Raw genomic sequence first — 25753 nt, 5'->3', positions numbered from 1 at the left:
CCGTCCCTTGCGCTTTCTCGGCGTCACGGCCCGTGCAATCCTGCCTTTCGGAGACGCGTGAATGACCGAAACCCTGCAGCATGACACCGGCCGGACGGGCCTTGGCGGGGCCTCGGCCCTGTTTGCGATTCGGCTGGCGACGGGTCTGGTTCAGGGGCTGGCGCTCTATCTGCTGTATCTGGCGGCCGACAGCCGCGTCTGGCCCGAAACCCAGCCGGTGGTGTTCGGCGCCCTGGCCCTGGCGGCCGGCTATGTGCCGGTGGTGGTTCTCGCCGGCGTAGGTCGGGTCAAGCTGCTGGCCCTGATCCTTTGGGCGGCCGCCGCAGCCGGCGTGCTGGCTCTGTTGGGCGCCCACGACGTCGCCCGCCAGGTGCTGAAGCCTTACGAGGAGCCGCCGTTCCTCAGCTTCCCTGTGCTGGCCTTCGGTGCCGCGGCTCTGTTCATCGCCCACCACCTGATTGTGCCCGCGATCCGCGAACGACGCTGGATCGTCGACTATCCCGACTATTTTGACATCGCCTGGAAGGCGGGGGTGCAACTGGCCCTGTCTCTGGGCTTCACTGGCGCCTTCTGGATCCTGCTGCATCTGGGCGCGGCCCTGTTCAAGATGATCGGCCTCGGCTTTCTGCAACAGCTGCTCGGCGAGGCGTGGTTCGCCATTCCGGTCACGGCCCTGGTCTTCGCCACCGCCGTCCAGTTGACCGATGTGCGCGACGGCCTGATCCGGGGCGTGCGGACCGTGGCGTTGATGCTGCTGTCCTGGCTGTTGCTGGTGATCACGGTCCTGGTCGGCGGCTTCCTCCTCGCCCTGCCCTTCACCGGATTGGACGGCCTGTGGGAGACGCGCAGCGCGACCGCCCTAGTGCTGTCGGCCGCCGCCGCCCTGATCGTGCTGATCAACACGGCCTATCAGGACGGGCGCGCCGCCAATCTGCCGCCGGTCGTCCTGCGATATGGCGTGCGGGCGGCGTCCGTCCTGATCGCGCCGCTGATCGTTCTTGCCGCCTGGGGCTTGGCATTGCGGATAGGCCAGCACGGCCTGACGCCCGATCGGATCATCGCCGCCGCCTGCACCTTGGTCGGCGCGGTCTATGGCGCGGGCTATCTGCTGGCGGCCGTGAAACCGGGCGACTGGATGAAGCCGCTGGAGCGGACCAATGTCATAGCGGCGATCCTGTCGGTTCTTGTCATCCTGGCCCTGTTCAGCCCGCTGGCCGATCCCGCCCGCCTCTCGGTGCAGGATCAGGTCGCACGCTTGCAGCGTGGGGCGGTGTCCGCTGACATATTCGACTATGACTTCCTGCGGTTCGAGAGCGGCAAGGCCGGCGAGGCGGCGCTGCGACGTCTGGCCGCCTCAACCGATCCTCGCATTGCGCGAAACGCCCGCGCCGCCCAGGCTCGCCCGTGGCCATCCGGCGATACCGAGCAGGGACGGCAAGCGCGCAAGGCCGCCATCCGCCTGAAGGCCGCCGATGGCCAATCCGTCCCCGCCAGCTTCGTCGATCAGTTGGACGCGCAGGTGGACATGCTGCTCAGCTGCAATGCGGAAACGCCCTGCATCGTGCGATCGATGGAGCTGAACGACGATGGACGAACCGATCTGCTGGTCGCTACGGCTCGTGAAATCGTCGCCTTCGATCAGGACGCCCAAGGCCAGTGGCGCGTGACGGGCCGATACGGCTTCACCTGCGGGCGCAGTGCGGAGCGGATGTATGCGGGCCTGTCGAAGGGCCTCGCGACGGCGCCGGCGGCCCTGCCCGACCTGGTTGTCGACGGCCAGAGATTGCGCGCCAGCCCCGAGGCGCGATGCGACGCAACCGAGCCGCGTTAACGGGACGCTCACCACGCCGTGTCACCCGATTTTCACCTCGCCGCCTTAGGAATCGTCCCGAAACGATCCATCCGTGACGGGTTGGGCGACAGTACAAGGGATTTTCATGGCCAAGACCATCCTGGTCGTTGACGACGATCCGACCCAGCGCCGGCTGATCCAGGCCGTGCTGGAGCGGGACGGCAACGCCGTGGTCCATGCCGCCAGCGGCGGCGAGGCCATCGACCGGATGACGCGCGGCGGCGGGGCCGACCTGATCCTGCTGGACATGGTCATGCCCGAGATGTCGGGGCTGGAATGCCTGGCCGAACTGCGCAGCGCCGGGATCAATGAGCCGGTCATCGTCCTGACGGCTAACGGCGGCATCGACATGGTGGTCAAGGCCATGCAGGCAGGGGCCCAGGACTTCTTTGTCAAACCGGTCGGGCCCGAACGACTGCTGGTCGGCGTGCGCAACGCCATGCAGATGAAGCGCCTGACCGCCGAGGTCGGCCGCCTGACCAAGCGCGTGCAGGGCCGCACCAGCTTCGACGACATCGTGGGCGACAGCGCGCCGATGCGCATGGTCAAGGCGCTGGGCGCTCGGGCCGCCAAATCCTCCATCCCTGTCCTGATCACCGGCGAGAGCGGCGTCGGCAAGGAGGTCATCGCCCGCGCCCTGCACGGCGCCAGCGACCGAGCCGGCAAGCCCTTCGTCGCCGTCAACTGCGGCGCCCTGCCCGCCAATCTGATCGAATCCATCCTGTTCGGGCATGAGAAGGGCGCCTTTACCGGGGCCGTGGATAAGACGCTGGGCAAGTTCCGAGAAGCGGACGGCGGCACCCTGTTCCTGGACGAGATCGGCGAACTGCCGTTGGACATGCAGGTCAAGCTGCTGCGCGCGCTGCAAGAAGGCGAGATCGATCCCGTGGGCGGCAAGCGCCCGGTCAAGATCGACGTGCGCATCGTCTCGGCGACCAATCGCGACCCCGCCCAGCAGGTCAAGGACGGCGCCTTCCGCGAGGATCTGTTCTATCGCCTGAACGTCTTCCCGATCGAGGCCCCGTCCTTGCGCGACCGGCGCGAGGACATCGCGCCCCTGGTCGATCACTTCATCGCCCGTTTCAACGCCGAGGAGGGCAAGCGGATCGCCGGATGCGCGCCCGAGACCCTGGCTCTGCTGCAAGGGTTCGACTGGCCCGGAAACGTGCGACAGCTGGAAAACGCGGTGTTCCGCGCCATCGTCCTGGCCGATGCGCCCTTCCTTCAGCCGCACGATTTCCCCGCGATTTCAGGCGTCGCCGCGCCCATGCCCGACGCCCAGCCCCTCCAGGCCGCCACAGCCGCCGGCGCCCAGACCGACGCCGCCGCGCAGGTCGATCAGCCGATCCGCATCCTGGACGAGCGCGGCCATCTGCGGACGCTGGAAGACATCGAACGCGACCTGATCCAGCACGCCATCGAGGTCTATGCCGGTCATATGAGCGAGATCGCGCGCCGCCTCGGCATCGGCCGCTCGACCCTGTATCGCAAGGTCCGCGAACAGGGTCTGGAAGGTCAGCTGAAGGAAGCGGGCTGAGGGTTACCGTCTCCTCCCCACATCGTGGGGAGGTGGCGCGGCGCTCCTTAGCGCCGTGACGGAGGGGCTCTTCGCCGCATCATAGCGCCTTTGGAGATTCGAGAGCCCCTCCACCGCTGCGCGGTCCCCCTCTCCACAAGTGGGGAGGAGACGATCACCCCGAAGGCTTCCTGCCCCACCGCCGTTTCGGCTCTTCGCCATTGGCCTTGGCGGTGATCTCTTTCAGCTTGCGGCCCTGCATCGCCGAGAGCGCCTGGCCCGGCGCGCCCTTTTCGGGGTCGGCGAAGGCGCGGCCGTGGGTTTTCACGCGCTCGCTGACCGAATCGATGAACTCGCCCTCCCATTCGGACAGCGAAACGCCCGCCTTGTCCGCCGCGCGCCGAGCGCGTTTCAAGGCATTCAATGCAGCGCGTTTCGCCGCCTCGCGCTGCATCTCGAAGGGGCTGGGCGCGGGCTTTTTTGCAGCGCTACCGCCCTTTGGGCTGCTTGAGCGCAGACTGGATGCGCCATCGCGCTTCGGGCCGCCTGATCGCGACAGCCCGCCTCCTGGCTTGAAGGGGGTGCGCTTCAAGCCGGGTCAGCCTCAGATCTCGCCGAGCGCCGACAGATAGAGGTCCAGGATGGCGTCCTCTTCCTGACGCTTGGCCTTGTCCTGCTTTCTGATGCGGATGACCTTGCGCAGGATCTTGACGTCGTAGCCCTCGCCCTTGGCTTCGGCGAAGACCTCCTTCATGTCGGTCATGACGGCCTGCTTGTCCTCTTCGAGACGCTCAAGGCGCTCGATGATGGTGCGAAGGCGGCCCTGCGCCGTGGCGGTGAGAACGTCGGAACCACCGTCGAACGAGGCGTCGTCAGCCATGGGAAATACTCCAGAAATCAGGCGCGGACGCTAACCCTGCGGACAGGCGCGCGACAACCGCGAACACGAAAAAGGCCGCGGACAGAAATCCGCAGCCTGTGGATCGTCATCTTTCAAGCGCGCTGTGGCCCTTCGGGCGGCTTGAGCGCGACCCAGCGTGCGCACGCCGCAGAAGCGGCGCGCAGCGAACGCTGCTTAGCCCTGCTTCGCCTTGAAGCGCGGGTCGGTCTTGTTGATGACGAAGACGACGCCCTTGCGACGCACGACCTTGCAGTCGCGGTGGCGGGTCTTCAGCGACTTGAGCGAGCTACGGACCTTCATGGTCGGACGTCCTGAAAGAAACCAATAAGAAAGCCGCTGACCCGGGCGGATCGCGGCGGAGGCGGTCGTATAGAGAGAGGGGTTCGGAAGGTCAAGCCGCCAAAGGCCGAAACCGCAGAAAACCCAGTCCCCGTCTGCCTGGCGAAGCCTTTCATTTCGCGTGCTCAAGTAGCCCGAAGGGCGATAGCACGCTTAGAAAACTATGGAGGCCTGACCTCCGAGTCGAACGGAGGGTTTACGGGGTTGCACGCCCGCCGCGTCGCCGCTCCGCCATCAGGCCGTCAGAGCTGGTGCGTCATTACGACACACACTTATAAGGCGTCCAATACAAAGGTGGTTAACGGCGCGCCTTACACCCGAGCGGGGAATGGCCAGGCAACGCATTCGCGCCGCGCGCGCTTTAGGGCGTCGAAATGGCCGTTCGCGCGGATGTCATTTCGTGTCTGACCCCGGGGGCTTTAGTTTGAATCTCATGCGCTTTTCCTACCGCCTTCTCCTGATCGGCTGCGTCTCGGCCTGCGCGCCCATGCTGCCCGAGCCGCAGGTGAACCTGCCGACGCCCCAGCCTCAGCCCCAGGCGGGCGCGCCGGTCACGACGCCGACCCCTACCCCCCAGACGCCGCCGTTGGCCGCCTATGACCAGCAGGGTTTCGAAGGCTGGAAGCAGGGTTTCCTGGCGCGTAAGGGCGGCGCCCGCCGCGCGGACTACGCCCGGGAACTGGAGGGGCTGACGCCCGATCCGACGGTGATCCGCCTGGATCGCAACCAGCCTGAATTCTCCAAACCCGCCGGCGCCTATGTGCAGAATGCGGTGACCCCCGTGCGAATCGCCCAGGCCAAACAGCGCATCGACCGGGTGCCGTGGTCGGTGGTTCAACGATTCGGCGTGCCCAGCGAGATCCTGGTCGGCGTCTGGGCCCAGGAGAGCGCCTTCGGTCAGGTGCAGGGCGACTATGACGTGATCCGCTCGCTGGCGACCCTGGCCTATGACGGCCGCAGACGCGATTGGGCCGAGGGGCAGCTGAAGGACGCGCTGGACATCGTCGTGGACGGCCGGCGCGAGCGCGCGGGCCTGAAGGGCAGCTGGGCCGGGGCCATGGGCCAGACCCAGTTCATGCCCGACAACTATCTGCGCCTGGGCGTGGATCAGGACGGCGACGGCAAGGTCGACATCTGGAACGACGACGCCGACGCCCTGGCGTCGGCCGCCAACCTGCTGGCCCAGGCCGGGTGGAAGCGCGGTCAGGGCTGGGGCTATGAAGTTACCCTGCCCTCCGGCTTCGACTATGCCGAGGCGGAAGGCCCGAAGCACAACTGGGCCTATTGGGCGGCCAAGGGCGTGCGCCTGGCGCAAGGCGGCGCCCCGAACGGCGCCGAGGCGCTGGAAGAAGCGACCATCCTGCTGCCCCAGGGCGCGAACGGTCCGGCCTTCCTGGCCCTGCCGAACCACTATGTGATCCGCCGCTACAACAACTCGGTCTCCTACGCCCTGGCCATCGGCTTGACGGCGGACGGGGTCATGGGCAAGCCGGGGCTGACGAAGGCCTGGCCCAACGATCCGTCGATGACGCGCGACCAGCGTGTCGGGGCGCAGCGCGCCCTGACCCAACTGGGTTACGACACCCAGGGCGTCGACGGGGTGATCGGCTCCAACACCCGCGCGGCCCTGCGTCGCTGGCAGATCGCCAACAACCGGATCGCCGACGGCTATCTGACGCCGGCGCTGGCGGACGAACTGATCCGCCGGACGAACTGAGGGCTTAGAGTCGGGCATGGTTCGCCGCTCCTGCCTTTTATCGGGCGGAGGGATGGAGGGCTGGGCGGAGCGCCGGGCCTTCGCCCGGAGTGTGAGTTTTTAAGTACCGTTTCGACGAAGGGTATGACGCTCCGCGCGGAAGGTTGGCCTGCAAGCTCGGGGCGCCGAGCGGTGGCGGTCTTATCGCCTAACCCCATAAGCCTGCGACGGGCGGGTCGGAGCAGCGATCCCCGATCCCCGGTGCGGCCGAGTATCCCCCTCGACCCTGCGACGCGGCTGCGGACGCCGGGGCGATTCCCCGACCGATCAGCCCCGGCGCCGCGATGGGATTTCACCATCGCCCCCGTTCCCTCCGCTCTCGCCGCCGCAAGGTCGCAGGCCAGGCGAGCCCTCCATGCGACGAGACGGGTGCATTATGGGGCCGTTTGACCCCGTGGATGGGAAACGGGGGACATAAATCGGCAAGCGGTTGAAATCGCTGCGGATGGACCAGCGGCATTGCGATGGCTGCGGCGGTGATCCCATCCATCGTCATCCTCCGGCGCGAAGCGACCGGGGGACCCAGCGGCGCGCGAGAGCGCGAACCTGTCGCGGACTCGCTGACAGCCGTGCGGCGGAAACATCGCCTCCGGCGCCGCTGGGTCCCCCGGTCTGCGCCGCAAGCGGCTTGCCGGAGGATGACGAAGAGGGAGGCGCGACTGCTTTCTCAGCTTGAGAGAGAATAGCCTGCTTACCCTTTCACGCGCCAGGTGGCGCCTTCGGGGCCGTCCATGACGACGACGTTCAGGGCGTTCAGGCGGTCGCGGATGCGGTCGGCCTCGGACCAGTCCTTGGCGGCGCGGGCGGCGGCGCGTTGGTCCAGCAGGGCCTCGACCTCGGCCTTCAGGGCGGGATCGCCGCCCTCGAACCAGGCGTCCGGCGTCAGCGACAGAACGCCGAGCAGACCGGCCGCTTCCTTCAGGCTCCAGCGGGCCATGGCGACATCGTTGATATCGGCCTCGGCGTCGTTCAGCAGTTCGCGCAGGGTGTTGCCGAGCCCGAACAGCTGGGCGATCGCGCCCGGCGTATTGAGATCGTCTTCAAGCGCGTCCAGCACCGGATTCAGGGCGTTCTCGGCCAGTTCCCTCTCGGCCTCGTCGAGCGTCGCCTCATCGAAGTCGGCCAGGGCCGCGTCGGCGTCGCGCAGCACGCCATACAGCCGGTCCAGGTTCTTGCGGCTCTGATCCAACAGCCCCTGGTTCCAGTCCAGCGGCTGCCGATAGTGGGCCGACAGCAGCGCCCAGCGGACGACCTCGCCCGGCATGGCCTGCACCAGATCGTGCAGCAGCAGGACGTTGCCGATCGACTTGGACATCTTCTCGGCGTCCACGGTCAGAAAGCCGTTGTGCATCCAGTAGCGGGCGTATTCGTCATGGGCCTGATCGCCATGCGCATGGCCGTGGGCGCAGACGCCCTGGGCGATCTCGTTCTCATGGTGGGGGAAGACCAGGTCGATGCCACCGCCGTGAATGTCGATGGGCAGGCCGAGGGTCTTTTCGATCATGGCCGAGCATTCGATGTGCCAGCCAGGACGCCCCTCGCCCCACGGCGACGGCCAGGACGGCTCGTCCGCCTTGGACGGCTTCCACAGCACGAAGTCGTGCGGGTTCTTCTTGTAGGGCGCGACCTCGACGCGGGCGCCGGCAATCATGTCGTCCAGGTTCCGACCCGACAGGGCGCCGTAGGCCTTGTAGGACGAGACGTCGAACAGGACGTGCCCCTCGGCCGCATAGGCGCAGCCGGCGTCGACGATGGCCTGGATCTGATCGACGATGGCCGGGATGTAGTCGGTGACGTGGGGCGCGATATCGGGCGGCGAGACGTTCAGCAGGCCCATGTCGGCGAGATAGGCGGCTTCATAGCGGGCCGTGACCTCGCCGATCGGCACGCCTTCGCGCGCGGCCTTCTGATTGATCTTGTCGTCCACGTCGGTGACGTTGCGGGCGTAGAGGACCTTGTCCGCGCCATAGGTCCGGCGCAGCAGCCGCACAAGGACGTCGAACACCACCGGCGGGCGCGCATTGCCGATGTGGGCGTAGTCATAGACCGTGGGGCCGCAGACATAGAGGGTCACACGATCCTTGTTCCGGGGCTCGAACAGGCGCTTTTCACGGCGCAGGGTGTCGTGGATGTGCAGCGGCATGGATCAGTCTTTAGCGGGTTTTCTTGCGGGACGGACGGTCTGTCCCATATAGCGGCCTGATATACAGTCCCGACGGATTGTAGAAGGTAAACCGGGCGACCCGCCCGCCCCGGCCGGAAATCGAGTTCATGAGCGTCACCCCCGCCAAGCCCGTCCTCGTCAGCGATGCTGCCGTGCAACGCCCGTCGCGCGAACAGGCGCTGGAGGCCGTGCGCACCCTGATCGCCTGGGCCGGCGACAATCCCGACCGTCCCGGCCTGATCGACACGCCCAAGCGGGTGGTGGACGCTTACGGCGAATGGTTCGACGGCTATGACGCCGATGCGGGCAAGGAGCTGAGCCGCACCTTCGAGGACGTGACCGGCTATGACGACATGGTCATCCTGCGCGACATCGAGGTCGAGAGCCACTGTGAGCACCACCTGGCCCCGTTCCTGGGCAAGGCCTACGTCGCCTATCTGCCCGGCGAGAAGGTGGTCGGCATCTCCAAGCTGGCGCGGGTCGTCGAGATCTATGCGCGACGCCTGCAGAACCAGGAAACCCTGACCAACGACATCATCGACGCCATCGAATCGCACCTGCAGCCCCGCGGCGTGGCGGTGCTGGTGGACGCCGAGCATCAGTGCATGACCACGCGCGGCGTGCATCATCGGCACGTTTCGACCATCACGACCCGCTTCACCGGCGCGTTCAAGGACGATCCTGCCCTGGCGGACCGTTTTTTGAAGCTGGCCAAGGCCTGAAGGCCGAACTGACGTCCCTCTGTCGTGTATAATTGACGTTCGGGAACGGCAGATCGTTTAGAACCGCTTTACAAGCCCGCATCGGGACGCCAAGAACCGATCAAGCCTTCGGGCGATCCATAGGGAAATGTCGGCGCGGAACGCAGCCGGCGAGTAACGGAGACGATGCATGGCTGCCAAGCTCGGTGGTTCCGGCGGGGACAAGCACACGATCGAACAGACGGCGGATATCAACATCACGCCGTTCATCGACATTCTGCTGGTGCTCATGATCATCTTCATGGTCGCCGCGCCGATGGCGACCGTGTCGATCCGTCTGGACCTGCCGCCCGCACAGCCGCCCACCAATCCGACCGAAGAGAAGGAACCGGTGTACATCACCATCCAGGAAAACGGTCAGCTGTTCCTGTCGGACAAACAAACCTCGATCGACAACCTGGCCACTGACGTCTGCACCGCCCTGGGCGGCGGCGCCTGCCAGGAAGAGCGCGTCTTCGTCCGCGCTCAGCCCGAAGTGAAATATTCGCAGTTCATGGAAGTCATGAACAAGATGCAGGAGAACGGCTTCTTCAAGGTCGGCCTGCTGAACGAAGACATCGAATAGGACCTTCGTCCTTTCCAGGATTTGGGCCGCGTTCCGAAAGGGACGCGGCCTTTTTCTTTGCCGCAAGGCTTGCCGGATCGATCGACTGCACCCTTGATGCCGCATCGGTTGTTCGAGGAGTCCGCCCATGCGTCGTCGCACCTTCCTGTCCGCCCTGCCCGCCGGCGCGCTGGCGGCGACCGCAGCCCAGGCCCGGCAGGCTTCCCCCGCCGCCAGGCCGACCGAGGCGGCCCCAGCGCCGGCTCGCCCGGCCGATCCCTATGCCGGCGTCGGCATCGGCGACCGGATTTCGGGACCGAAGTTCATGGGACGCTCGACCGTCTGGGGCGCGAACGGAGCGGCGGCGACGGCGCACCCGGCGGCCAGTCTGATCGGCATCGACACCTTGCGGCGCGGCGGATCGGCCATCGATGCGGCCATCGCCATCAATGCGGCGCTGGGCTTTCTGGAGCCGGTCGCCAACGGCATCGGCGGCGACGCCTATTGCATGCTGTGGGACCCCAAGCAGAAGAAGGTCGTCGGGCTGAACGGCTCGGGCGCCAGTCCGCGGGGCCTCAGTCTGGAGATCGCGCGGTCCAAGGCCATCGACGGCTATCTGCCGCGCTATGGCGCGGTGACGATCAATGTGCCGGGCACGGTGGACGCCTGGTGGAGCGCGCACCAGCGCTATGGGAAACTGCCGTGGAAAGAGGTGCTGCTGCCCGTCGCCGAACTGTGCGAGCAGGGCGTGCCCGTGCCCCAGGTCATCGCCTACTATCTGGAACGCAACATGGCCGCCTTCGACCGGGGCCAGATCCCGATCGAGGAAAACGAGAACCGAAAGCGCATCTGGGCCGCCAGCGGCGCGACGCCCAAGGTGGGCGAGGTCTTCGCCAATCCCTATCTGGGCAAGACCCTGCGGATGATCGCCGAGGGTGGGCGCGACGCCTTCTACAACGGGCCTATCGCCGATCAGATCGAGGCCTATTTCAAGCGAATCGGCGGCTGGATGACCCGCGCTGACCTGGCCGCGCATCACACCGAATGGGTCGAGCCGATCCAGACAAACTATCGCGGCGTGGATGTCTTCGGCCTGGGTCCGAACACCCAGGGGCTGAGCACCAACCAGATCCTGAACATCTGCGAGCAGTTCGACCTAAAATCCATGGGCTTCCAGTCCGCCGCCTCGCTGCACGTCCAGGCCGAGGCCAAGCGGCTGGCGTTCGAGGATCGGGCGCGCTGGTTCGCCGACGACCGATTCTCCAAGACCCCGGTCGAATGGCTGAACTCCAAGGCCTATGCGGCCGAGCGCGCCAAGCTGATCCGACCCGATCGGATCATGGACCGCGTCATGCCGGGCGACGCCCCGCACCACGGCGACACCACCTATTTCAGCGTCGCCGACGCCGACGGGATGATGGTCAGCTGGATTCAGTCCAACTATCGCGGCATGGGCTCAGGCCTGGCGCCCGACAACGGCTCCGAACCGCTGGGCTTCATGTTCCAGGACCGTGGCGAGCTGTTCGCCTTGAGCGACGGCCATCCCAACATCTATGCGCCGGGCAAGCGCCCGTTCCAGACGATCATACCCGGCTTTGCGGTCAAGGACGGCGAGCCCTGGATGGCGTTCGGCGTCATGGGCGGCGCCATGCAGCCGCAAGGCCAGGCCCAGATCATCATCAACATGGTCGATTACGGGCTGGAGCCCCAGGCGGCGGGCGACGCCCCGCGCTGGCAACACTATGGCTCGTCCGAACCGACCGGCCAGTCGCAGGAAGGAACCGGCGTGCTGCATCTGGAAAGCGGCGTGCCCGAGGCGACCAAGGCCCAGCTGCGCGCCATGGGCTGGACCCTGGGCGAACCGGACGGCGGCTTCGGCGGCTATCAGAACGTCATGAAACAGATGAACCCCGGCGGGCGCTGGACCTATGGCGCGGCGACCGAGATGCGCAAGGACGGCATCGCCCTGGCCTACTGACGGCGAAGGCGTGATAGCCAACACCGGCGACAACGCCAGTCGCTGTTTCCGTAAAGCTTGGGAGAAGACTGTGATCTCAGCCCTTCTGGTTTCTGCGGCGGCAGCTCAAGCGCTCGCCTGTGCGCCGCCGGTCGGCTCAGACGTTCTTATGCGTCATGATAGACCGCGCTTCGTCGTCATCGGAGAGGTGCATGGTACGGTCGAAACGCCTTCAGCGTTCGGCGAACTGGTATGCGCAGCCACCGAACAAGGTCCAGTCGTCGCCGCTCTTGAACTTCCAGACCTGCTTCAGCCGCAGTTGGAGGCTGCGCTTGAAGCGCCGGACGAGGCTTCCGCCCGTGCGGCGCTGGAAGGCACTTGGTTCTTGAACCCCCGTATCGACGACGGCCGCACCAGCCGCGCAATGCTCGCGTTGATAAACAGACTTCGCGTTTTGAAGGCGAGTGGGCGAGACGTGGCGATCCATGCTTTCGTGCCGAGCGTGCCCCATGTGCCAGGCGTCGGCCAAGCCTATTCCGAACTGCAGATGGCGACCAAGCTGTCATCGGCGGCCTACGCCCATCCCAACGCAAAAATCCTGGTGTTGGTCGGCAGTATTCACGCCAGCAAGATCATCAGCCGCAATCCTCGCGTCGGACGACCGGCCATCGCGCATCTTCCGCAGGAGGATGTCATCAGCCTGTTGGTGTCGTCGCAGGGTGGAGAGGCGTGGAACTGTCGCGAAACTTGCGGCGTCCATCCCATGACCGCAGCCGATGATCGCAACCTGCGCGGCGTGGTGATGCGCTCGATTGATGACGGCGCCTATGACGGTTTGCTCGCGCTCGGCCCCTCTACCGCCTCACCACAAGCGGCCTTGGCCGCCACACCATGACCCACGACGAGATCCGCGCCCTGCTGCTGTCGTTTCCCGGCGTGGAGGACGGCGTCTCCTATGGCGAGCCGTCGTTCAAGGTGGCGGGCAAGTTCTTCACTTGGATGCGCCCGGCGCTGGACGACAGCATCGTGGTGCATCTGGACAATCGAGATGAGCGCGAACTGCTGATTGAGATGGACCCGGCGACCTTTCATTTCACCGACCACTATCGCGACCATCCCATCGTCCTGGCGCGCATCGCCAGCGTCGATCCCGTCTGGCTGAGGGCGGCGCTTGAGAAGCGCTGGCGTCGGATCGCCCCGAAAAAACTGTCCAAGGCGCATCCGGACCTTATCGGAGCGGGATCGGGCGCCTAACTACGCCCCTCAAGCGGACCCAGCCCAAGGAGCGCCCCATGGCCTATGGCGACCAACCCACGATCACCGTCGACGGTATCGAAATCCCCCTGCTCGGTTTTGGCACCTGGCAGTTGGAGCCCGACGATGCCCGGCGCATGGTCGCTGAGGCCCTGCGGATCGGCTACCGCCACATCGATACGGCCTGGATCTACAAGAACGAGAAGGCGGTCGGCGAAGGCATTCGCGACTCCGGCGTGGCGCGCGAGGACATCTTCTTGACCACGAAAATCTGGGTCGAACATTTCACCCACGATGCGTTGCTGAAACAGGCCAGGGAATCGGCCGACAGCCTGGGCACGACGCCCGACCTGCTGCTTCTGCATTGGCCCAAGACGACGCCGACGTTCGAAGAGACGCTGGGCGCACTCAACGAGGCCAAGGACCAGGGCCTGACCAAGTCGATCGGCCTGTCCAACTTCCCCTCCAAGGAATTCCGTCAGGCGCAGAGCCTGTCGAAGGCGCGACTGCTGACCGATCAGGTCGAGCATCACCCCTATCTGGGCGTTGATCAGCTGGTCGCCACCGCGGCCGAGCTGGGATCGTCGATCACCGCCTGGTCGCCGCTGGCGCAGGGCAAGATCGCCGACGACGCCACGATCAGCGAGATCGCCAGCGCGCACGGCAAGACCAACGGCCAGATCACCCTGCGCTGGCTGATTCAGCACGGAATCATCGCCATCCCGCGCACGACCAAGGAAAGCCGCGCGCGCGAGAACTTCGACATCTTCGACTTCGCCCTGACGGACGAGGAGATGCAGCGGATGGACGCCCTGGATCGGGGTGAACGGCTGGGCGACTGGCTGGACCCGGCGTTCGAATGGGACAAGACTGCCGCCTGACCGACAAGGGACGCGCCGGTGTTTCGCAAGCGGGACCAGCCCAGGCTGTGGCGCGCGACGTTCGCCGTCGTGGGCTGGACCGCGCTGGCGCTTCAGTATCTGCTGATGATCGCTCCGGCCCAGGGCTGGACCGTGCTGGAACGGACGATCAACTACTTCAGCTTCTTCACCATCCTGACCAACATCCTGGTCGCCCTGGCCTTCACCGGGCCGCTGCTGGGCGAAGGATCGCGTCTGGCCCGCTGGTCCGCCAGCGAAGGCGTCAGGGCCGCCGTCGCCATGTACATCGTGGTGGTCGGGGTGGTGTACCACTTCCTGCTGCATCCCTATTGGAACCCGACCGGCTGGTCCTTGGTGGTCAATCTGGTGCTGCATTACTTGATGCCCGCCGCCTTCGTGCTGGACTGGCTGTGGTTCACCCCCAAAGGGCGGCTGCGCTGGATCGATCCAGCGAAATGGCTGGCGTTTCCGCTCGTCTACGGCGGCTGGACCCTGGTTCATGGACTGGCGACGCGCTGGTGGCCCTATGGGTTCGTCAATGTGGATCAGTTGGGGCTGGCCCGGGTGGTGCTGATTTTCGGCGTGCTGCTGGTGTTTTTCCTGATCGTCGGGCTCGGCCTCGTCGGACTGGATCGACTGTTCGGTCGCGCGACGCGTGACAGAGGGGCCACTCCCGCCTAAGCGTCGCGGCATGGCCTACAAATCCCTGCGTGACTTCATCGACCAGCTGGAAGCCAAGGGCGAGCTGGTGCGGGTGTCCGAACCCGTCTCCACCGTGCTGGAGATGACCGAGATCCAGACCCGCCTGCTGAGGAATGGCGGACCGGCGGTGCTGTTCGAGAAGCCGGTCATGCCGGACGGCACGATCAGCCCCATCCCCTGCCTGGCCAATCTGTTCGGCACGGTGAAGCGGGTCGCCATGGGGGTGACGCTGGAAGGCAAGGACCGGACGACGGCGGGCGAGTTGCGCGAGGTCGGGGAGCTTCTGGCCTTCCTGAGAAACCCGACGCCGCCACGCGGTCTGGGCGACGCGATGGAGATGCTGCCGCTGATGCAGACCGTCCTGTCGATGCGGCCCAAGACGGTGAAAAAGGCGCCGGTGCAGGAGGTGGTGCTGAAGGGCAACCAGATCGACCTGACCGCCCTGCCCGTCCAGTCATGCTGGCCCGGCGAGCCGGCGCCCCTGATCACCTGGGGTCTGGTCGTGACCAAAGGGCCGTCGGACGACCGCGAGGACGACTTCAACCTGGGCATCTATCGGATGCAGGTGCTGGGCAAGGACAAGGCCATCATGCGCTGGCTGGCGCATCGGGGCGGGGCGCAACACTATGCCCGGCACAAAAAGGCCCGGCCCAAGGAGCCGCTGCCCTGCGCCGTCGTGCTGGGCGCCGATCCGGGCACCATCCTGGCGGCGGTGACGCCGGTGCCGGACACCCTGTCGGAATATCAGTTCGCCGGCCTGATGCGGGGCGCCAAGGCCGAGCTTGTGCCCTGCAAGACCGTGCCGCTGATGGTCCCGGCCCAGGCCGAGATCGTGCTGGAGGGCCATGTCCTGCTGGACGAGTTCGAGGACGAGGGCCCGTACGGAGATCACACCGGCTATTACAACTCGGTCGAGAAGTTCCCGGTCTTCAAGGTTAGCGCCGTCACCATGCGCCGCGACCCCATCTATCTGACCACCTTCACCGGCCGGCCGCCGGACGAGCCGAGCGTGCTGGGCGAGGCGCTGAACGAGGTCTTCATTCCCCTGCTGCGCCAGCAATTTCCGGAGATCACAGACTTCTGGCTGCCGCCCGAGGGCTGCAGCTACCGGATCGCGGTGGTGTCGATGAAGAAGGCCTATCCGGGCCACGCCAAGCGCGTGATGCTGGGCGTCTGGAGCTATCTGCGCCAGTTCATGTACACCAAATGGGTCATCGTCGTGGACGACGACATCGACGCCCGCGACTGGAAGGACGTCATGTGGGCCATCTCGACCAAGATGGACCCGGCGCGCGACATCACGGTGATCGAGTCGACGCCCATCGACTATCTGGACTTCGCCAGCCCCGAGAGCGGACTGGGCTCCAAGATCGGCCTGGACGCCACCGACAAGTGGCCGCCCGAGACCAAGCGCGAATGGGGCGAAGAAATTCGCATGGACGAAGCGGTCGTCGAACGGGTCAACGACCTGTGGGGCCGTCTCGGCCTGCCGGGCGACGGGACGCCGATCTGGAAGTAAGCTTGGCTTTTGGTGACGCCGGGGGGCGATGTGAGCGCGTTCGAGTTCTTTTTCAGCTTTTACGGCCTGCTGTTGGGCCTGTCCGTGGCCGAACTGGTCGGCGGTTTCGCGCGGGTGCTGCATGAAGAGCAGCGGATCCGGTTCGGCTGGCTAACGCCGATGCTGGCCCTGTTCGTGGCCATCGACATCGCGACCTTCTGGAACCAGGCCTGGGTCATCTTCCGCGGCGCCCCGTTCAACACCTTCGTGCTGCTGATCTCACTGGCCATCGCCGCAACCTTCTATGTCGCCGCCAGCGTGACCTTCCCGCGCGTTTCGGCCGAGGGCGGCGACCAAAAGATCGATCTGGACGCGCATTTCTGGTCGCATCGGCGACTGGTGTTCGGCTGCATCCTGGCGGCCAATCTGATCGTGGCGGTGATCGTGATCATCCTGGCCCAGCTCAATCCCGGCTTCGCCAAGATCGCCGGCTCGGTGCGCTTGTGGATCGGGGTCGCCATCTTCGTGATCGGCACGGCGACGGCGGCGTTCGCGCCGTGGCGCCGGGTTGCGGTCGGCGCCCTGGTCCTCGTTCTGCTCTACAGTCTCTGGCAGATGGGGAACGCGGCGGCCCTGCTGCTCAAGGCCGGCGGATGGGCGCCTGCGCTTGGCGGGGGCGGTTGAAACCTTGTCAGGGCTGCGCAATCGGCTCACGAAAGGCCATGCAGTCCCCTCTTCTGGTTTCGGCGCTGGTCGCCGCCCTTGCCTGTAGCGTGAGCCCCGCCATGTCCCAGACGCTTCCAAACACCGCCCCGTGGGATCAAGCCTTCCTGCCGCCCGCCCCCGCCTGGGACGGCGCGTCCAAGGCCTTGCTGCGCGATGCGTCTGATCCGTGGGTCACGGCGTTCGAGGCCGATCCGGACCACGACTTCAGCCCCAACTATGTCGACACCCGCGCCTGGTTCGATCGCCTGGACGCCGCCAGCGACCTGATCCGCATCGAACAGTTTGGCGTCTCGCCCGAGGGCCGGCCCATCTATGCGGTGATCGCGTCCAAGGATGGCGCGACGTTCGATCCCGCCAAGCCGGTGCTGATGATCCAGGCCGGCATCCACCCCGGCGAGATCGACGGCAAGGACGCGGGCATGATGCTGCTGCGCGACATCGCCTTCTATGGGAAGGACGCCCTGCTGGACCGGGTCAACCTGATCCTGATCCCGATCCTGAGCGTGGACGGCCATGAGCGTTCCGGGCCCTATTCCCGGCCCAACCAGCGCGGCCCACGCATCCAGGGCTGGCGCAATACGGCGACCAACCAGAACCTGAACCGCGACTATCTGAAGCTGGACCAGCCCGAGATGCGGGCCGTGCGCGGCCTGATCCTGAAATACCGGCCGGACCTGTATGTGGACGTCCACGTCACCGACGGCATGGATTACCAGTACGACGTCACCTACGGCTTCAACGGCGAGGACGGGACCTTCAGCCGGTCGCCGAACGGCTCGGCCTGGCTGGATTCGGTCTTCAAGCCCGCCATGAACGCCGCGCTGGAGCGCGAGGGCCACATCCCCGGCGAACTCGTGTTCGGCATCGACGACGATGAACCCAAGAAGGGCCTGTCGGACGGCGGCCTGGGCGAGCGGTTCTCCAACGGCTGGGGCGCGGCCGCCCATGTGCCGACCATCCTGATCGAGAACCACAGCCTGAAACCGCACGAGCAGCGGGTGCTGGGCACCTATGTCTTCATCGAGGAGGCGATGCGGCTGCTGGCCGATCAGGGCGCCGGTCTTCGCGCCGCGACGGATCAGGACAAGGCCCTGCGTCCGGCGCAGATCCCAGCCAACTTCGAGGCTGACGAGACGCCATCGTCCACGCGCCCGTTCAAGGGCATGCTGTACGAGATGTACGACAGTCCCGCCTCGGGCCGGAAGGAGATCCGCTGGCTGGGCCGCCCCGATCCCGACCTGTGGCAGATGCCGTTCTATGGCTCCAAGCCGACGCTGAGCCTGACGCGGCCGACGGCCTATTGGGTGCCGGGATATCGCACCGACATCATCGAGCGGCTGAAGACCCACGGGATCGAAATGGAGACGGTCGAGGCTGCGCGCACCGTGAACCTGTCGATGCTGCGCCTGGTCGAACCCAAGCTTGCGACCCGCGCCAATGAAGGTCACGTGCAGGCCTCGGTGAAGACGGTCGAGGTCGAGAAGCGCGACTGGACGTATCCGACCGGCTCGGTGCGGGTGCCGACGGATCAGCCGCTGGGCGACATCGTCGTGCTGCTGCTGGAGCCGCAATCCAGCGAAAGCTTCTTCGCCTGGGGCATGTTCCCCGAGGTGATGAGCCGCGTCGAATATATCGAGGCCTACGCCATCGCCCCGCTTGCGGACAAGATGATGGCGGCGGACCCGGCGTTGAAGGCCGAGTTCGAGGCCAAGGTGGCGGCCGACGCCACGTTCGCCGCCGATCCGCAGGCGCGTCTGGCCTGGTTCTATGAACGCACGCCCTTCTATGACGACCACTATCTGCTCTACCCCGTCGGGCGCGAGGACTGATCGATGACCACGCCGCTGATGTACGCCGTCCAGGCCGCCGCCCTGTGGAGCGGCCTGCTGATCCTGATGATGCTGGTGCTGTCGGGCATCGTGGTCAGCGGGCGACGCAAACACATGGTGTCATTCGGCGACGGCGGGAACGCGGACCTGATGGCCGCCAGCCGCGCCTTCGGCAATCTGGTGGAATATGCGACGCCGGGCATGATCGCCATGCTGCTGCTGGCCGCCGTCGGCGCGCCGGCCTGGATGGTCCATGGGGTCGGCGCGACGCTGTTCGTCGGCCGGGTCGCCCATGCCCTGGGCCTTTTGCTGCAGACCGGGCCGTCGCTGGGTCGCGTCGTCGGCATGCTGCTGACCTGGGTGGCGCTGCTGACGGCCGCTGTGGGCCTGATCGCCTTCGCCGTCGTCTGACGCGGTTGCGGTGCAGCGGGGCGTCCGCCATATCGGGGCATGACTGAAACCCTGGCCGCGCCCGTTTCCACCGATCTTCTCAACGACATCGTCAAGGCCGCGCTGAAGGCCGGCGCCGACGCCGCAGAGGCGGTCAGCGCCGATCGCCGATCCCTGTCGGTCGGGGTGCGCAACGGCAAGCTGGAAGATGTCGAACGCGAGGAATCGCGCGACCTGGGCCTGCGCGTGTTCGTGGGCCAACGGCAGGCGTCCGTTTCGGCCTCGGACCTTTCGCCGGCGACCCAGGCGCGCCTGGTCGAGCGGGCGGTGGCCATGGCGCGCTTGGCGCCGGAAGACCCCCACGCCGGTTTCGCGCCCGAGGAACGGCTGGCGCGCGGCCCGTTCATCGATCTGGATTTGTTCGATCCCAGCGAACGCAGCGCACAAACTCTGGAACAGGTCTCGGCCGACGCCGAGGCCGCGGCCTTGGCGGTGCCCGGCGTGGCGCGATCAGAAGGCGGACACGCCGGCTGGTCGTCTACCCGCTGGCGGCTTGTGACGTCTCACGGTTTCGACGGCGCCTATGAGGGTTCGGCCTTCTCGCTGGGCGTCGGCGTCATCGCCGAAAAGGATGGGGCGATGGAGCGCGGCGGCGAGAGCCGTTCGACCCGCCACCTGTCCGACCTGCCGGGCGCCGACCTGATCGGCCGCACCGCCGGCGAGCGCGCGGTGGCCCGCGTCGGACCGCGCAAGATCGCCTCGACCACCGCGCCCGTGATCTTCGACAACCGGATGGCGGGCCAGATCGTGTCGCCGGCCATCGGCGCCATTTCCGGCCCCTCGATCGCGCGCGGCACCTCCTTCCTGAAGGACCGCATGGGTCAGCGCGTCTTCGCCGAGGGCGTCACCCTGATCGACGATCCGTTCCGCCCGCGCGGCATGGGATCGACCCCGTTCGACGACGAAGGCGCAGCGGTTCAGAAGCGCGCCCTGTTCGACGACGGCGTCCTGACCACCTGGTTGCTGAACAGCGCCTCGGCCCGGCAACTGGGTCTGGAAACCACCGGCCACGCGTCGCGGGGGCTGGCCGGGCCGTCCGGCGTCTCGACGCACAATCTGCATATGGAGCCGGGCGAGCGCGATCTGGCGGGCCTGATGGCCGACGCCGGGACCGGCCTGTTGGTGACGTCGATGTTCGGCCCGTCGCTGAATGGCAACACCGGCGACTGGTCCGCCGGGGTGTCGGGCTTCTGGTTCGAGAACGGCGTGATCGCCTATCCGGTCAGCGAGGTCACGGTCGCGGGCAAGCTGACTGACCTCTATCTGCGGATCGAGCGCGGCTCGGACCTGGAGTTCCGGGGCGGATTCAATGTGCCCAGCCTGATGTTCGACGCGGTGGCCATCGCCGGCAAATGATCGACTTGCACGCCGACCTCGACCTGATCCGCCAGGCGGCCATAGACGCCGGGACGCTGGCCATCGCCGAGCGTGAGGCGGGGCTGAAGATCGAGTCCAAGGTCGGTGGTTCGCCCGTCACCAGCGGCGACCTGAAGGTCGACGCCATGCTGCGGGACAGGCTGCTGTCGGCGCGGCCCGACTACGGCTGGCTGTCAGAGGAGACGGAAGATACGGCCGAGCGTCTGTCGAAACGACGCATCTTCGTGGTCGATCCCATCGACGGCACCGTCGCCTATATGAAGCGGACGCCGTGGTGGTGCGTGCCCATCGCCGTGATCGAGGACGGCGAGGTCGTCGCCGCCGTCATCCATGCGCCCGAGGTGGACGAAACCTATGTGGCGACGCGCGGCGGCGGGGCGCGGCGCAACGGCAAACCCATCCACGCCTCGGATGTCGATACGCTGGAAGACGCCTCGATCCTGGGCGATGCGCGACTGATCGAAGCGCCCTATTTCGCCGACGAACCCTGGCCGTCCATGCGGTTCGAAAAGCGCAACGCCCTGGCCTATCGGATGGCGCTGGTCGCCGCCGGCGCCTTTGACGCCGCCTTGGCCCTGACGCCGAAATGGGACTGGGACGTCGCCGCGGGCTGGCTGATCGCAACCGAAGCCGGCGCCAGGGTCAGCGATCACCACGGGCGGCCATGGGCGTTCAACCGGCCTGATCCGCGTCAGGCCAGCCTAGTCTGCGCGGCGCCGATCATCCAGCCGATGATCGTGCGGCGTTGTAAAAACGTGCCGCTTTCGACCTGAGGCGAGGGCGGAAAAACCCCGGCCCACATTGATCCGAGGGCATTCTCGGCCTATGCCGCGCGCAAACCTCCTCCCCCAAGCCTTCCGGCCCAGCCTTCAGGATTTCCGATGACCGATCAGAACGCCGTCCCGCCGCAACTTCTGCACATCGTGATCGGCGGCGAGCTTCGTCACCTGGGCGAGCCGACCTTCCGCGACCTGTCGCAGGTCGAGTTCGTCGGCGCCTTCGGCAACTATGAAGACGCCAAGAAGGCGTGGAAGGCGCGCGCCCAGGCGACCGTGGACAACGCCCACATGCGCTATTTCATCCTGCACGCCCACAAGCTGATCGATCCGCGCGGCGACGCGGCCTGAGCCGAGGACTGAGTGCGACATCGAGGAGCCGAACCGGCTCCTCGATCCGACGTTTCGATCTGTAGGCGAGGACGACGATGAACCTGGAACCGCAACAGATCTTCCAACTGGTCAGCCTGCTGGCCGTGCTGGCGCTATTCAGCTTCTCGCTGCGCGGCCACATCGACTACGCCCGCTGGTTCAAGCGGTGGGAGGCCGATCGCAAGGCCCGTCGCGACGCCGAACTGGCCGCCGAGGCCCGCGCGAACGGCGAAGGCGGCGACGAGCCGAAAACCGGTCCCTGGGGCTGAAGTCCCCTACTCCCGCCGCAGCAGCTTGTCGGTCAGCAGCGTGCCCCACCAGCCGGCCTTGAACTCGGCGCGGATGGTTTTGGGGTCGTAGTCGGGGCTGTCGACCCAATCGATGAAGCTGATGCCCTTCGGCTCGATCTCGTTGACGTATTTCTCCAGCGTATAGTCCAGCACCCCGGTCAGCCCCTCGCGGGAGTGCAGATATTTCTTGGAGAGCTGCTTCATGGCGACCGAGATCGGCTCGCCCAGGTGGAAGTGGCGATAGAATACCGCCATCATCCCCGCTCGATCCGCGCCGGACTTGCAGTGGATCAGCACCGGATACTGGATCGTCCTGAACAGCTCGCGCGCGCGGTGGATGCGCACCGTCTCGGGCGGATCGCGCGAGTCCAGCGGCGCGTCGATCAGGGTCAGGCCCAGCCGCTCGCAAGCGTCCTTTTCCAGCCAGTAATAGCCCTCGTCCCGCGCGCCGCGCAGGTTGATGACCGTCTTGACGCCCTTCTTTTTCCAATAGGCCAGCTGGCGCGGCGACGGCTGATTGGTTCGCACCAGATCCGGGCCCAGCCAGTGGGCGTTGGAAAAGGCCACGCGCAGAAACGCGTGGTCGGCCAAGAAATAATGCCAATGCGCCCGAAAACGGCCCATCGCGGTCGAGAGGTCGAAGCGCGCCATGCCCGCCAGATAGCGATCCGACGCCGCCGCGTCATCCGATCTCGATCCTGATGCGTTGGAATGTTTGTCGAGACCGGAGAACACCCCGATGAAAACCCTCGCCGCCACCGCCGTCGTCGCCGCCGCCAGCCTGTGGGCCGGCGCGGCCGCCGCCCAGACGCCGCCGCCCGAAGACCCCGCCCTGATCGCCTATCTGCGCGACCGGGCCAAGGAGGCGCTGGACACCAGCCGCTATACGGCCGCGATCACGCCGGACGGGGCCATGACCCTGGTCTATCTGACCGGCCCCAACTGGTGCGGCTCGGGCGGATGCCGGCTGCTGGTGCTGGACCGAATCGGCGAAACTTATCGGTCGGTCGGCGAGATCAGCGTCGCGCGCGCCCCGATCCGGCTCTTGGAGCGACAGACCCATGGCCGACGGGATCTGGGCGTCTATGTCGCGGGCGGCGGAATCACCGAAGGCTATGAGGTCGCCGTGCCGTTTGACGGGCGTCGATACGCGTCCAATCCGACGGTTCCGCCCGCGGTCAGGATCCGGGAAGCGCCCGGCGAAACCCTGATCCGCGCCGACGAGCCGGGCCATGCGCTGGAACCGTCGCCGGACAAGCCTTGACTTGAACGGCGGCTCGGACGACCGAGAGCCGATGACCGTCGCCGCCTCCGAAACCATGCCGCTGCGCGCCCTGCTGGCGCGGATTTGGCGCGACTATCTGTCCAAGCACAAGGGGTCGCTGATCCTGTCGGTCTTGTGCGCGGCGACGACGGGCCTGCTGACGGCGGCGCTGCTGAAGCTGCTGGAGCCGGCCGTCAACGGTCTGTTCCTGGGCGGGACCAAGCCGATCAGCCTGTTCGGCCTGGTGACCTTTCCGGCGGACAAGGCCGTCGTCTGGATTCCGGTCGCCATCCTGACCGTCGCCATTGCGCGGACCTTGGCGGCGCTGGGTCAGGCGGCCCTGGTCAACCGGCTGGGTCACACCATCGTCGGCGACATCCAGATTCGCCTGTTCGGGGCCATGATCCGCGCCGATCTGGCCCGGCTGAGAAGCCAGCATTCGGGCGGCTTCGTCTCCTCGGTGCTATTCGACGCCAATATGGTGCGCGAGGCCTTCACCTCGGGCGTGGTCAACTACACCCAGAACCTGCTGACCCTGATCGCGGTGCTGATCTACATGGGCTTCATCGACTGGCAGCTGACGATCGTCGTGCTGCTGGGCGTGCCGCTGGTCGCGCTGGTGCTGCGCCGGTTCGGGCGCAAGACTCGCAAGGCCGCAGTCGGCGCCATGGCCGAGACCGAAAACCTGTCCACCGCCCTGATGGAGAATCTGGACGGAGTTCGCCTGATCAAGATCGAAAACCGCGAGGCCGCCGAACAGGACCGCGTCGCCGAGGTGGTCGCCCGTCGCCAGCGCCACGTCATCAAGGGCGCCAACGCCCGCGCCTTCGCCGGCCCCTCCAGCGATCTGGTCGCCTATATCGTCGTCGCCGCCGTCATGGCCTACGCCGGATGGCGGGCGCAGTCGGGCGACATGACCGTGGGCGGTTTCGCCGCCTTCATCGGCATGCTGCTGGCCGCCGGTCAGGCCCTGCGCCAGGTGACCAACCTGGCGACGGTGATGAGCGAGGGTTTCACCGCCGCCCGACGTCTGTTCGGCGCCCTGGACATCCAACCTGAAATTCGCGAGGCGGCCGACGCCGCGCCGCTGGCCGCCGGGCCGGTCGAGGTCGTGCTGGACGAGGTGTCCTTCGCCTATGACGGGACCGACGCGCCGACGCTGGACGGGGTGTCCCTGCGGGTCGCGCCGGGCGAGACGGTGGCGCTGGTCGGGCCGTCGGGCGGCGGCAAGAGCACGATCCTGAGCCTGCTGCCGCGCTTCTATGATGTGACCGGCGGGGCGGTGACGATCAACGGCGCGGACGTCCGTGCGCTTCGCATCCATGATCTGCGCGACCACATAGCCCTGGTGACGCAGGAACCCTTCCTGTTCGACGACACCATCGCCGCCAACATCGCCTATGGTCGGCCGGGCGCGACGCAGGCGCAGATCGAGGACGCCGCGCGGTCCGCCGCCGCCCACGACTTCATCACGGCCTTGCCTGAAGGGTATGCGACCCGCGCGGGCGAGGCGGGCCTGCGCCTGTCCGGCGGTCAGCGGCAACGGATCGCCATCGCCCGCGCCTTCGTCAAGGATGCGCCGATCCTGCTGCTGGACGAGGCCACCAGCGCCCTGGACACCGAGAGCGAGGCCCTGGTCCAGGCGGCGCTGGAGCGGCTGATGCAGGGGCGCGCCACCCTGATGATCGCCCACCGCCTGTCGACCGTCCGGAACGCCGACCGCATCTATGTGATCGAGGCCGGGCGCGTGGTCGAGGAAGGCTCGCACGACGCCCTGGTCGCCAAGGGCGGCCTCTATTCCCGCCTGGCGCGCCAGCAGTCGCTGGACGGCGCCGCGCCCAGCGTCGAGACAGTCGCATGAGGCCGCTTCGCAACCCGGCGGTCCAGTCGGCCCTGGCCTGGACCTTGGCGAAGTGGATGCAGTTCTGCTTTTCCACCATCCGCTGGACGCACGAAAACCAGCAGGCCGCCGAGGCCGTCTGGGCGCAGGGCGGCGGGGTGCTTTGCGTGTTCTGGCATTCGCGGATCGGCCTGTCGCCGTCATGCTGGCCGCTGGACCGGGCGCAGCCGGCCAAGGCGCTGATCTCCCTTTCGGCCGACGGCGAGTTCATCGCCAAGGCGGTGGCGCGTCAGGGCTTTCCCGCCGTGCGCGGATCCTCGGCCAACAAGGACAAGGCCGAGAAGGCCAAGGGCGGCACCCAGGCGCTGCGTGACGGATTAAAACAGCTGAAGGTCGGCGCCTTGGCCATCACGCCGGACGGGCCGCGCGGCCCGGCCAATGTCATGGCCGAGGGCCTGCCCCTGATGGCGAAGTTGTCCAAGGCGCCGGTGCTGTTGATCGGCATGTCGTGCAATCCCGCGATCCGTCTCGACAGTTGGGACCGGGCCGTGCTGCCCCTGCCCTTCGGCAAGGGCGCCATCGTGTGGGACCGCGCCGACTATCCTGCTGACGCGGACATGGCCGATGTCGTCGTTGACTGGACCGCGCGGTTGAACGCCGTCGAAGCACGCGCCGATGCGATCACGGGCCTGAAGCCGTGAGGA

The 25753-nt window shown here is 66.7% G+C and carries 26 protein-coding genes and 1 tRNA gene; 21 read left to right on the top strand and 6 right to left on the bottom strand.

The features are described from left to right. Positions 1–61 precede the first annotated feature (61 nt). Positions 62–1831 (top strand): DUF4153 domain-containing protein, encoded by a 1770-nt coding sequence (locus tag HF680_RS01305; protein ID WP_185223849.1) that lies wholly within the window; start codon positions 62–64, stop codon positions 1829–1831. 106 nt (positions 1832–1937) lie between these two features. Then, the gene (locus tag HF680_RS01300; protein ID WP_039245381.1) at positions 1938–3389 is read left to right on the top strand and encodes a sigma-54-dependent transcriptional regulator; all 1452 of its coding nucleotides are present in this window, start codon (positions 1938–1940) and stop codon (positions 3387–3389) included. 154 nt (positions 3390–3543) lie between these two features. Here the strand turns inward: HF680_RS01300 and HF680_RS01295 are convergent, their stop codons facing one another. The 4 genes from HF680_RS01295 to HF680_RS01280 all read right to left on the bottom strand — a co-directional run bounded on the left by HF680_RS01295 (position 3544) and on the right by HF680_RS01280 (position 4849). After that, positions 3544–3822: a hypothetical protein gene (locus HF680_RS01295; protein ID WP_205195872.1), complete on the bottom strand. Its 279-nt coding sequence runs from the start codon at positions 3820–3822 to the stop codon at positions 3544–3546. 150 nt (positions 3823–3972) lie between these two features. Beyond that, complete coding sequence (locus HF680_RS01290; protein WP_017505946.1) at positions 3973–4248, bottom strand: DUF2312 domain-containing protein; 276 nt, start codon at positions 4246–4248, stop codon at positions 3973–3975. A gap of 195 nt (positions 4249–4443) precedes the next feature. Next, positions 4444–4569, bottom strand: coding sequence for a type B 50S ribosomal protein L36 (gene ykgO / locus HF680_RS01285; RefSeq protein ID WP_008263184.1), 126 nt, complete (start codon positions 4567–4569; stop codon positions 4444–4446). Positions 4570–4772: 203 nt separating this feature from the next. Continuing rightward, positions 4773–4849: transfer RNA gene (locus tag HF680_RS01280), tRNA-Ala, on the bottom strand. 192 nt (positions 4850–5041) lie between these two features. On the opposite strand from HF680_RS01280, the gene HF680_RS01275 reads away from it, so the two are divergent. Further along, positions 5042–6325 (top strand): lytic murein transglycosylase, encoded by a 1284-nt coding sequence (locus HF680_RS01275; protein WP_185223847.1) that lies wholly within the window; start codon positions 5042–5044, stop codon positions 6323–6325. A gap of 730 nt (positions 6326–7055) precedes the next feature. Here the strand turns inward: HF680_RS01275 and cysS are convergent. Further along, positions 7056–8507 (bottom strand): cysteine--tRNA ligase, encoded by a 1452-nt coding sequence (cysS, locus tag HF680_RS01270; RefSeq protein WP_185223846.1) that lies wholly within the window; start codon positions 8505–8507, stop codon positions 7056–7058. 128 nt (positions 8508–8635) lie between these two features. On the opposite strand from cysS, the gene folE reads away from it, so the two are divergent. The 15 genes from folE (at position 8636) to HF680_RS01195 (ending at position 21924) form a co-directional block, all read left to right on the top strand. Next, positions 8636–9250, top strand: coding sequence for a GTP cyclohydrolase I FolE (folE, locus tag HF680_RS01265; protein ID WP_161638808.1), 615 nt, complete (start codon positions 8636–8638; stop codon positions 9248–9250). A gap of 169 nt (positions 9251–9419) precedes the next feature. Beyond that, entirely contained in the window at positions 9420–9854 is a 435-nt protein-coding gene (locus tag HF680_RS01260) for a biopolymer transporter ExbD (protein WP_017505348.1), read from the top strand. A 127-nt stretch (positions 9855–9981) separates the two neighbouring features. After that, entirely contained in the window at positions 9982–11811 is a 1830-nt protein-coding gene (locus HF680_RS01255) for a gamma-glutamyltransferase family protein (protein WP_185223845.1), read from the top strand. A gap of 10 nt (positions 11812–11821) precedes the next feature. Next, a complete protein-coding gene (locus HF680_RS01250; RefSeq protein ID WP_185223844.1) occupies positions 11822–12685 on the top strand; it encodes a hypothetical protein in 864 nt (287 codons plus the stop codon). Further along, entirely contained in the window at positions 12682–13044 is a 363-nt protein-coding gene (locus HF680_RS01245; RefSeq protein ID WP_185223843.1) for an MmcQ/YjbR family DNA-binding protein, read from the top strand. Before HF680_RS01250 ends, HF680_RS01245 begins: the two co-directional genes overlap by 4 nt. A gap of 38 nt (positions 13045–13082) precedes the next feature. Further along, the gene (locus HF680_RS01240) at positions 13083–13925 is read left to right on the top strand and encodes an aldo/keto reductase (RefSeq protein ID WP_185223842.1); all 843 of its coding nucleotides are present in this window, start codon (positions 13083–13085) and stop codon (positions 13923–13925) included. Between the two features lie 18 nt (positions 13926–13943). Next, a complete protein-coding gene (locus HF680_RS01235) occupies positions 13944–14606 on the top strand; it encodes a Pr6Pr family membrane protein (RefSeq protein WP_185223841.1) in 663 nt (220 codons plus the stop codon). Positions 14607–14616: 10 nt separating this feature from the next. Further along, positions 14617–16146, top strand: coding sequence for a UbiD family decarboxylase (locus HF680_RS01230; protein WP_185223840.1), 1530 nt, complete (start codon positions 14617–14619; stop codon positions 16144–16146). Positions 16147–16176: 30 nt separating this feature from the next. Further along, the gene (locus HF680_RS01225) at positions 16177–16809 is read left to right on the top strand and encodes a hypothetical protein (protein WP_317133977.1); all 633 of its coding nucleotides are present in this window, start codon (positions 16177–16179) and stop codon (positions 16807–16809) included. Positions 16810–16847: 38 nt separating this feature from the next. Then, complete coding sequence (locus HF680_RS01220) at positions 16848–18680, top strand: M14 family metallopeptidase (RefSeq protein ID WP_185223838.1); 1833 nt, start codon at positions 16848–16850, stop codon at positions 18678–18680. Between the two features lie 3 nt (positions 18681–18683). After that, complete coding sequence (locus tag HF680_RS01215; RefSeq protein ID WP_017505339.1) at positions 18684–19091, top strand: MAPEG family protein; 408 nt, start codon at positions 18684–18686, stop codon at positions 19089–19091. Positions 19092–19130: 39 nt separating this feature from the next. Continuing rightward, positions 19131–20486 carry a TldD/PmbA family protein gene (locus tag HF680_RS01210; RefSeq protein ID WP_045810316.1) on the top strand — a complete coding sequence of 452 codons (1356 nt, stop codon included), beginning with the start codon at positions 19131–19133 and terminating at the stop codon, positions 20484–20486. Next, on the top strand, positions 20483–21280 hold the full coding sequence (locus HF680_RS01205) for a 3'(2'),5'-bisphosphate nucleotidase CysQ (RefSeq protein ID WP_045810317.1): 798 nt from the start codon (positions 20483–20485) through the stop codon (positions 21278–21280). The genes HF680_RS01210 and HF680_RS01205 overlap by 4 nt, the downstream gene beginning before the upstream one ends. Before the next feature lie 108 nt (positions 21281–21388). Then, complete coding sequence (locus HF680_RS01200; RefSeq protein ID WP_045810318.1) at positions 21389–21634, top strand: DUF4170 domain-containing protein; 246 nt, start codon at positions 21389–21391, stop codon at positions 21632–21634. 77 nt (positions 21635–21711) lie between these two features. Continuing rightward, positions 21712–21924, top strand: a complete 213-nt coding sequence (locus HF680_RS01195) for a hypothetical protein (RefSeq protein ID WP_045810319.1) — start codon at positions 21712–21714, stop codon at positions 21922–21924. 6 nt (positions 21925–21930) lie between these two features. On the opposite strand, the gene HF680_RS01190 is transcribed toward HF680_RS01195, so the two are convergent. Further along, the gene (locus HF680_RS01190; RefSeq protein WP_045810510.1) at positions 21931–22596 is read right to left on the bottom strand and encodes a fused DSP-PTPase phosphatase/NAD kinase-like protein; all 666 of its coding nucleotides are present in this window, start codon (positions 22594–22596) and stop codon (positions 21931–21933) included. A gap of 88 nt (positions 22597–22684) precedes the next feature. Here HF680_RS01190 and HF680_RS01185 point away from each other — a divergent pair, with 88 nt between their 5' ends. The 3 genes from HF680_RS01185 to HF680_RS01175 are packed head-to-tail and all read left to right on the top strand — an operon-like array spanning position 22685 to position 25750. Beyond that, positions 22685–23209, top strand: coding sequence for a hypothetical protein (locus tag HF680_RS01185; protein WP_185223837.1), 525 nt, complete (start codon positions 22685–22687; stop codon positions 23207–23209). A 31-nt stretch (positions 23210–23240) separates the two neighbouring features. Next, positions 23241–25070 carry an ABC transporter ATP-binding protein gene (locus HF680_RS01180; protein ID WP_185223836.1) on the top strand — a complete coding sequence of 610 codons (1830 nt, stop codon included), beginning with the start codon at positions 23241–23243 and terminating at the stop codon, positions 25068–25070. Continuing rightward, positions 25067–25750 carry a lysophospholipid acyltransferase family protein gene (locus HF680_RS01175; protein ID WP_185223835.1) on the top strand — a complete coding sequence of 228 codons (684 nt, stop codon included), beginning with the start codon at positions 25067–25069 and terminating at the stop codon, positions 25748–25750. Before HF680_RS01180 ends, HF680_RS01175 begins: the two co-directional genes overlap by 4 nt. Positions 25751–25753: the final 3 nt, after the last annotated feature.

The organism is Brevundimonas huaxiensis, from assembly GCF_014218725.1.
Lineage (GTDB): Bacteria > Pseudomonadota > Alphaproteobacteria > Caulobacterales > Caulobacteraceae > Brevundimonas > Brevundimonas huaxiensis.
Note: the sequence above shows the minus strand (reverse complement) of the source record. Positions and strands in the feature narration are given on the sequence as shown.

Bases quoted from the DNA above. Each gene is read 5' to 3' on its own strand.
- HF680_RS01175 (WP_185223835.1), top strand. From the start codon at position 25,067: ATGAGGCCGCTTCGCAACCCGGCGGTCCAGTCGGCCCTGGCCTGGACC.
- HF680_RS01275 (WP_185223847.1), top strand. From the start codon at position 5,042: ATGCGCTTTTCCTACCGCCTTCTCCTGATCGGCTGCGTCTCGGCCTGC.
- HF680_RS01295 (WP_205195872.1), bottom strand. From the start codon at position 3,822: ATGCAGCGCGAGGCGGCGAAACGCGCTGCATTGAATGCCTTGAAACGC.
- cysS (WP_185223846.1), bottom strand. From the start codon at position 8,507: ATGCCGCTGCACATCCACGACACCCTGCGCCGTGAAAAGCGCCTGTTC.
- HF680_RS01190 (WP_045810510.1), bottom strand. From the start codon at position 22,596: ATGGCGCGCTTCGACCTCTCGACCGCGATGGGCCGTTTTCGGGCGCAT.
- HF680_RS01305 (WP_185223849.1), top strand. From the start codon at position 62: ATGACCGAAACCCTGCAGCATGACACCGGCCGGACGGGCCTTGGCGGG.
- HF680_RS01210 (WP_045810316.1), top strand. From the start codon at position 19,131: ATGACTGAAACCCTGGCCGCGCCCGTTTCCACCGATCTTCTCAACGAC.
- HF680_RS01215 (WP_017505339.1), top strand. From the start codon at position 18,684: ATGACCACGCCGCTGATGTACGCCGTCCAGGCCGCCGCCCTGTGGAGC.
- HF680_RS01290 (WP_017505946.1), bottom strand. From the start codon at position 4,248: ATGGCTGACGACGCCTCGTTCGACGGTGGTTCCGACGTTCTCACCGCC.
- HF680_RS01230 (WP_185223840.1), top strand. From the start codon at position 14,617: ATGGCCTACAAATCCCTGCGTGACTTCATCGACCAGCTGGAAGCCAAG.
- HF680_RS01220 (WP_185223838.1), top strand. From the start codon at position 16,848: ATGCAGTCCCCTCTTCTGGTTTCGGCGCTGGTCGCCGCCCTTGCCTGT.
- HF680_RS01260 (WP_017505348.1), top strand. From the start codon at position 9,420: ATGGCTGCCAAGCTCGGTGGTTCCGGCGGGGACAAGCACACGATCGAA.
- HF680_RS01205 (WP_045810317.1), top strand. From the start codon at position 20,483: ATGATCGACTTGCACGCCGACCTCGACCTGATCCGCCAGGCGGCCATA.
- HF680_RS01185 (WP_185223837.1), top strand. From the start codon at position 22,685: ATGAAAACCCTCGCCGCCACCGCCGTCGTCGCCGCCGCCAGCCTGTGG.
- HF680_RS01300 (WP_039245381.1), top strand. From the start codon at position 1,938: ATGGCCAAGACCATCCTGGTCGTTGACGACGATCCGACCCAGCGCCGG.
- HF680_RS01255 (WP_185223845.1), top strand. From the start codon at position 9,982: ATGCGTCGTCGCACCTTCCTGTCCGCCCTGCCCGCCGGCGCGCTGGCG.
- HF680_RS01195 (WP_045810319.1), top strand. From the start codon at position 21,712: ATGAACCTGGAACCGCAACAGATCTTCCAACTGGTCAGCCTGCTGGCC.
- HF680_RS01245 (WP_185223843.1), top strand. From the start codon at position 12,682: ATGACCCACGACGAGATCCGCGCCCTGCTGCTGTCGTTTCCCGGCGTG.
- ykgO (WP_008263184.1), bottom strand. From the start codon at position 4,569: ATGAAGGTCCGTAGCTCGCTCAAGTCGCTGAAGACCCGCCACCGCGAC.
- HF680_RS01200 (WP_045810318.1), top strand. From the start codon at position 21,389: ATGACCGATCAGAACGCCGTCCCGCCGCAACTTCTGCACATCGTGATC.
- HF680_RS01180 (WP_185223836.1), top strand. From the start codon at position 23,241: ATGACCGTCGCCGCCTCCGAAACCATGCCGCTGCGCGCCCTGCTGGCG.
- HF680_RS01240 (WP_185223842.1), top strand. From the start codon at position 13,083: ATGGCCTATGGCGACCAACCCACGATCACCGTCGACGGTATCGAAATC.
- folE (WP_161638808.1), top strand. From the start codon at position 8,636: ATGAGCGTCACCCCCGCCAAGCCCGTCCTCGTCAGCGATGCTGCCGTG.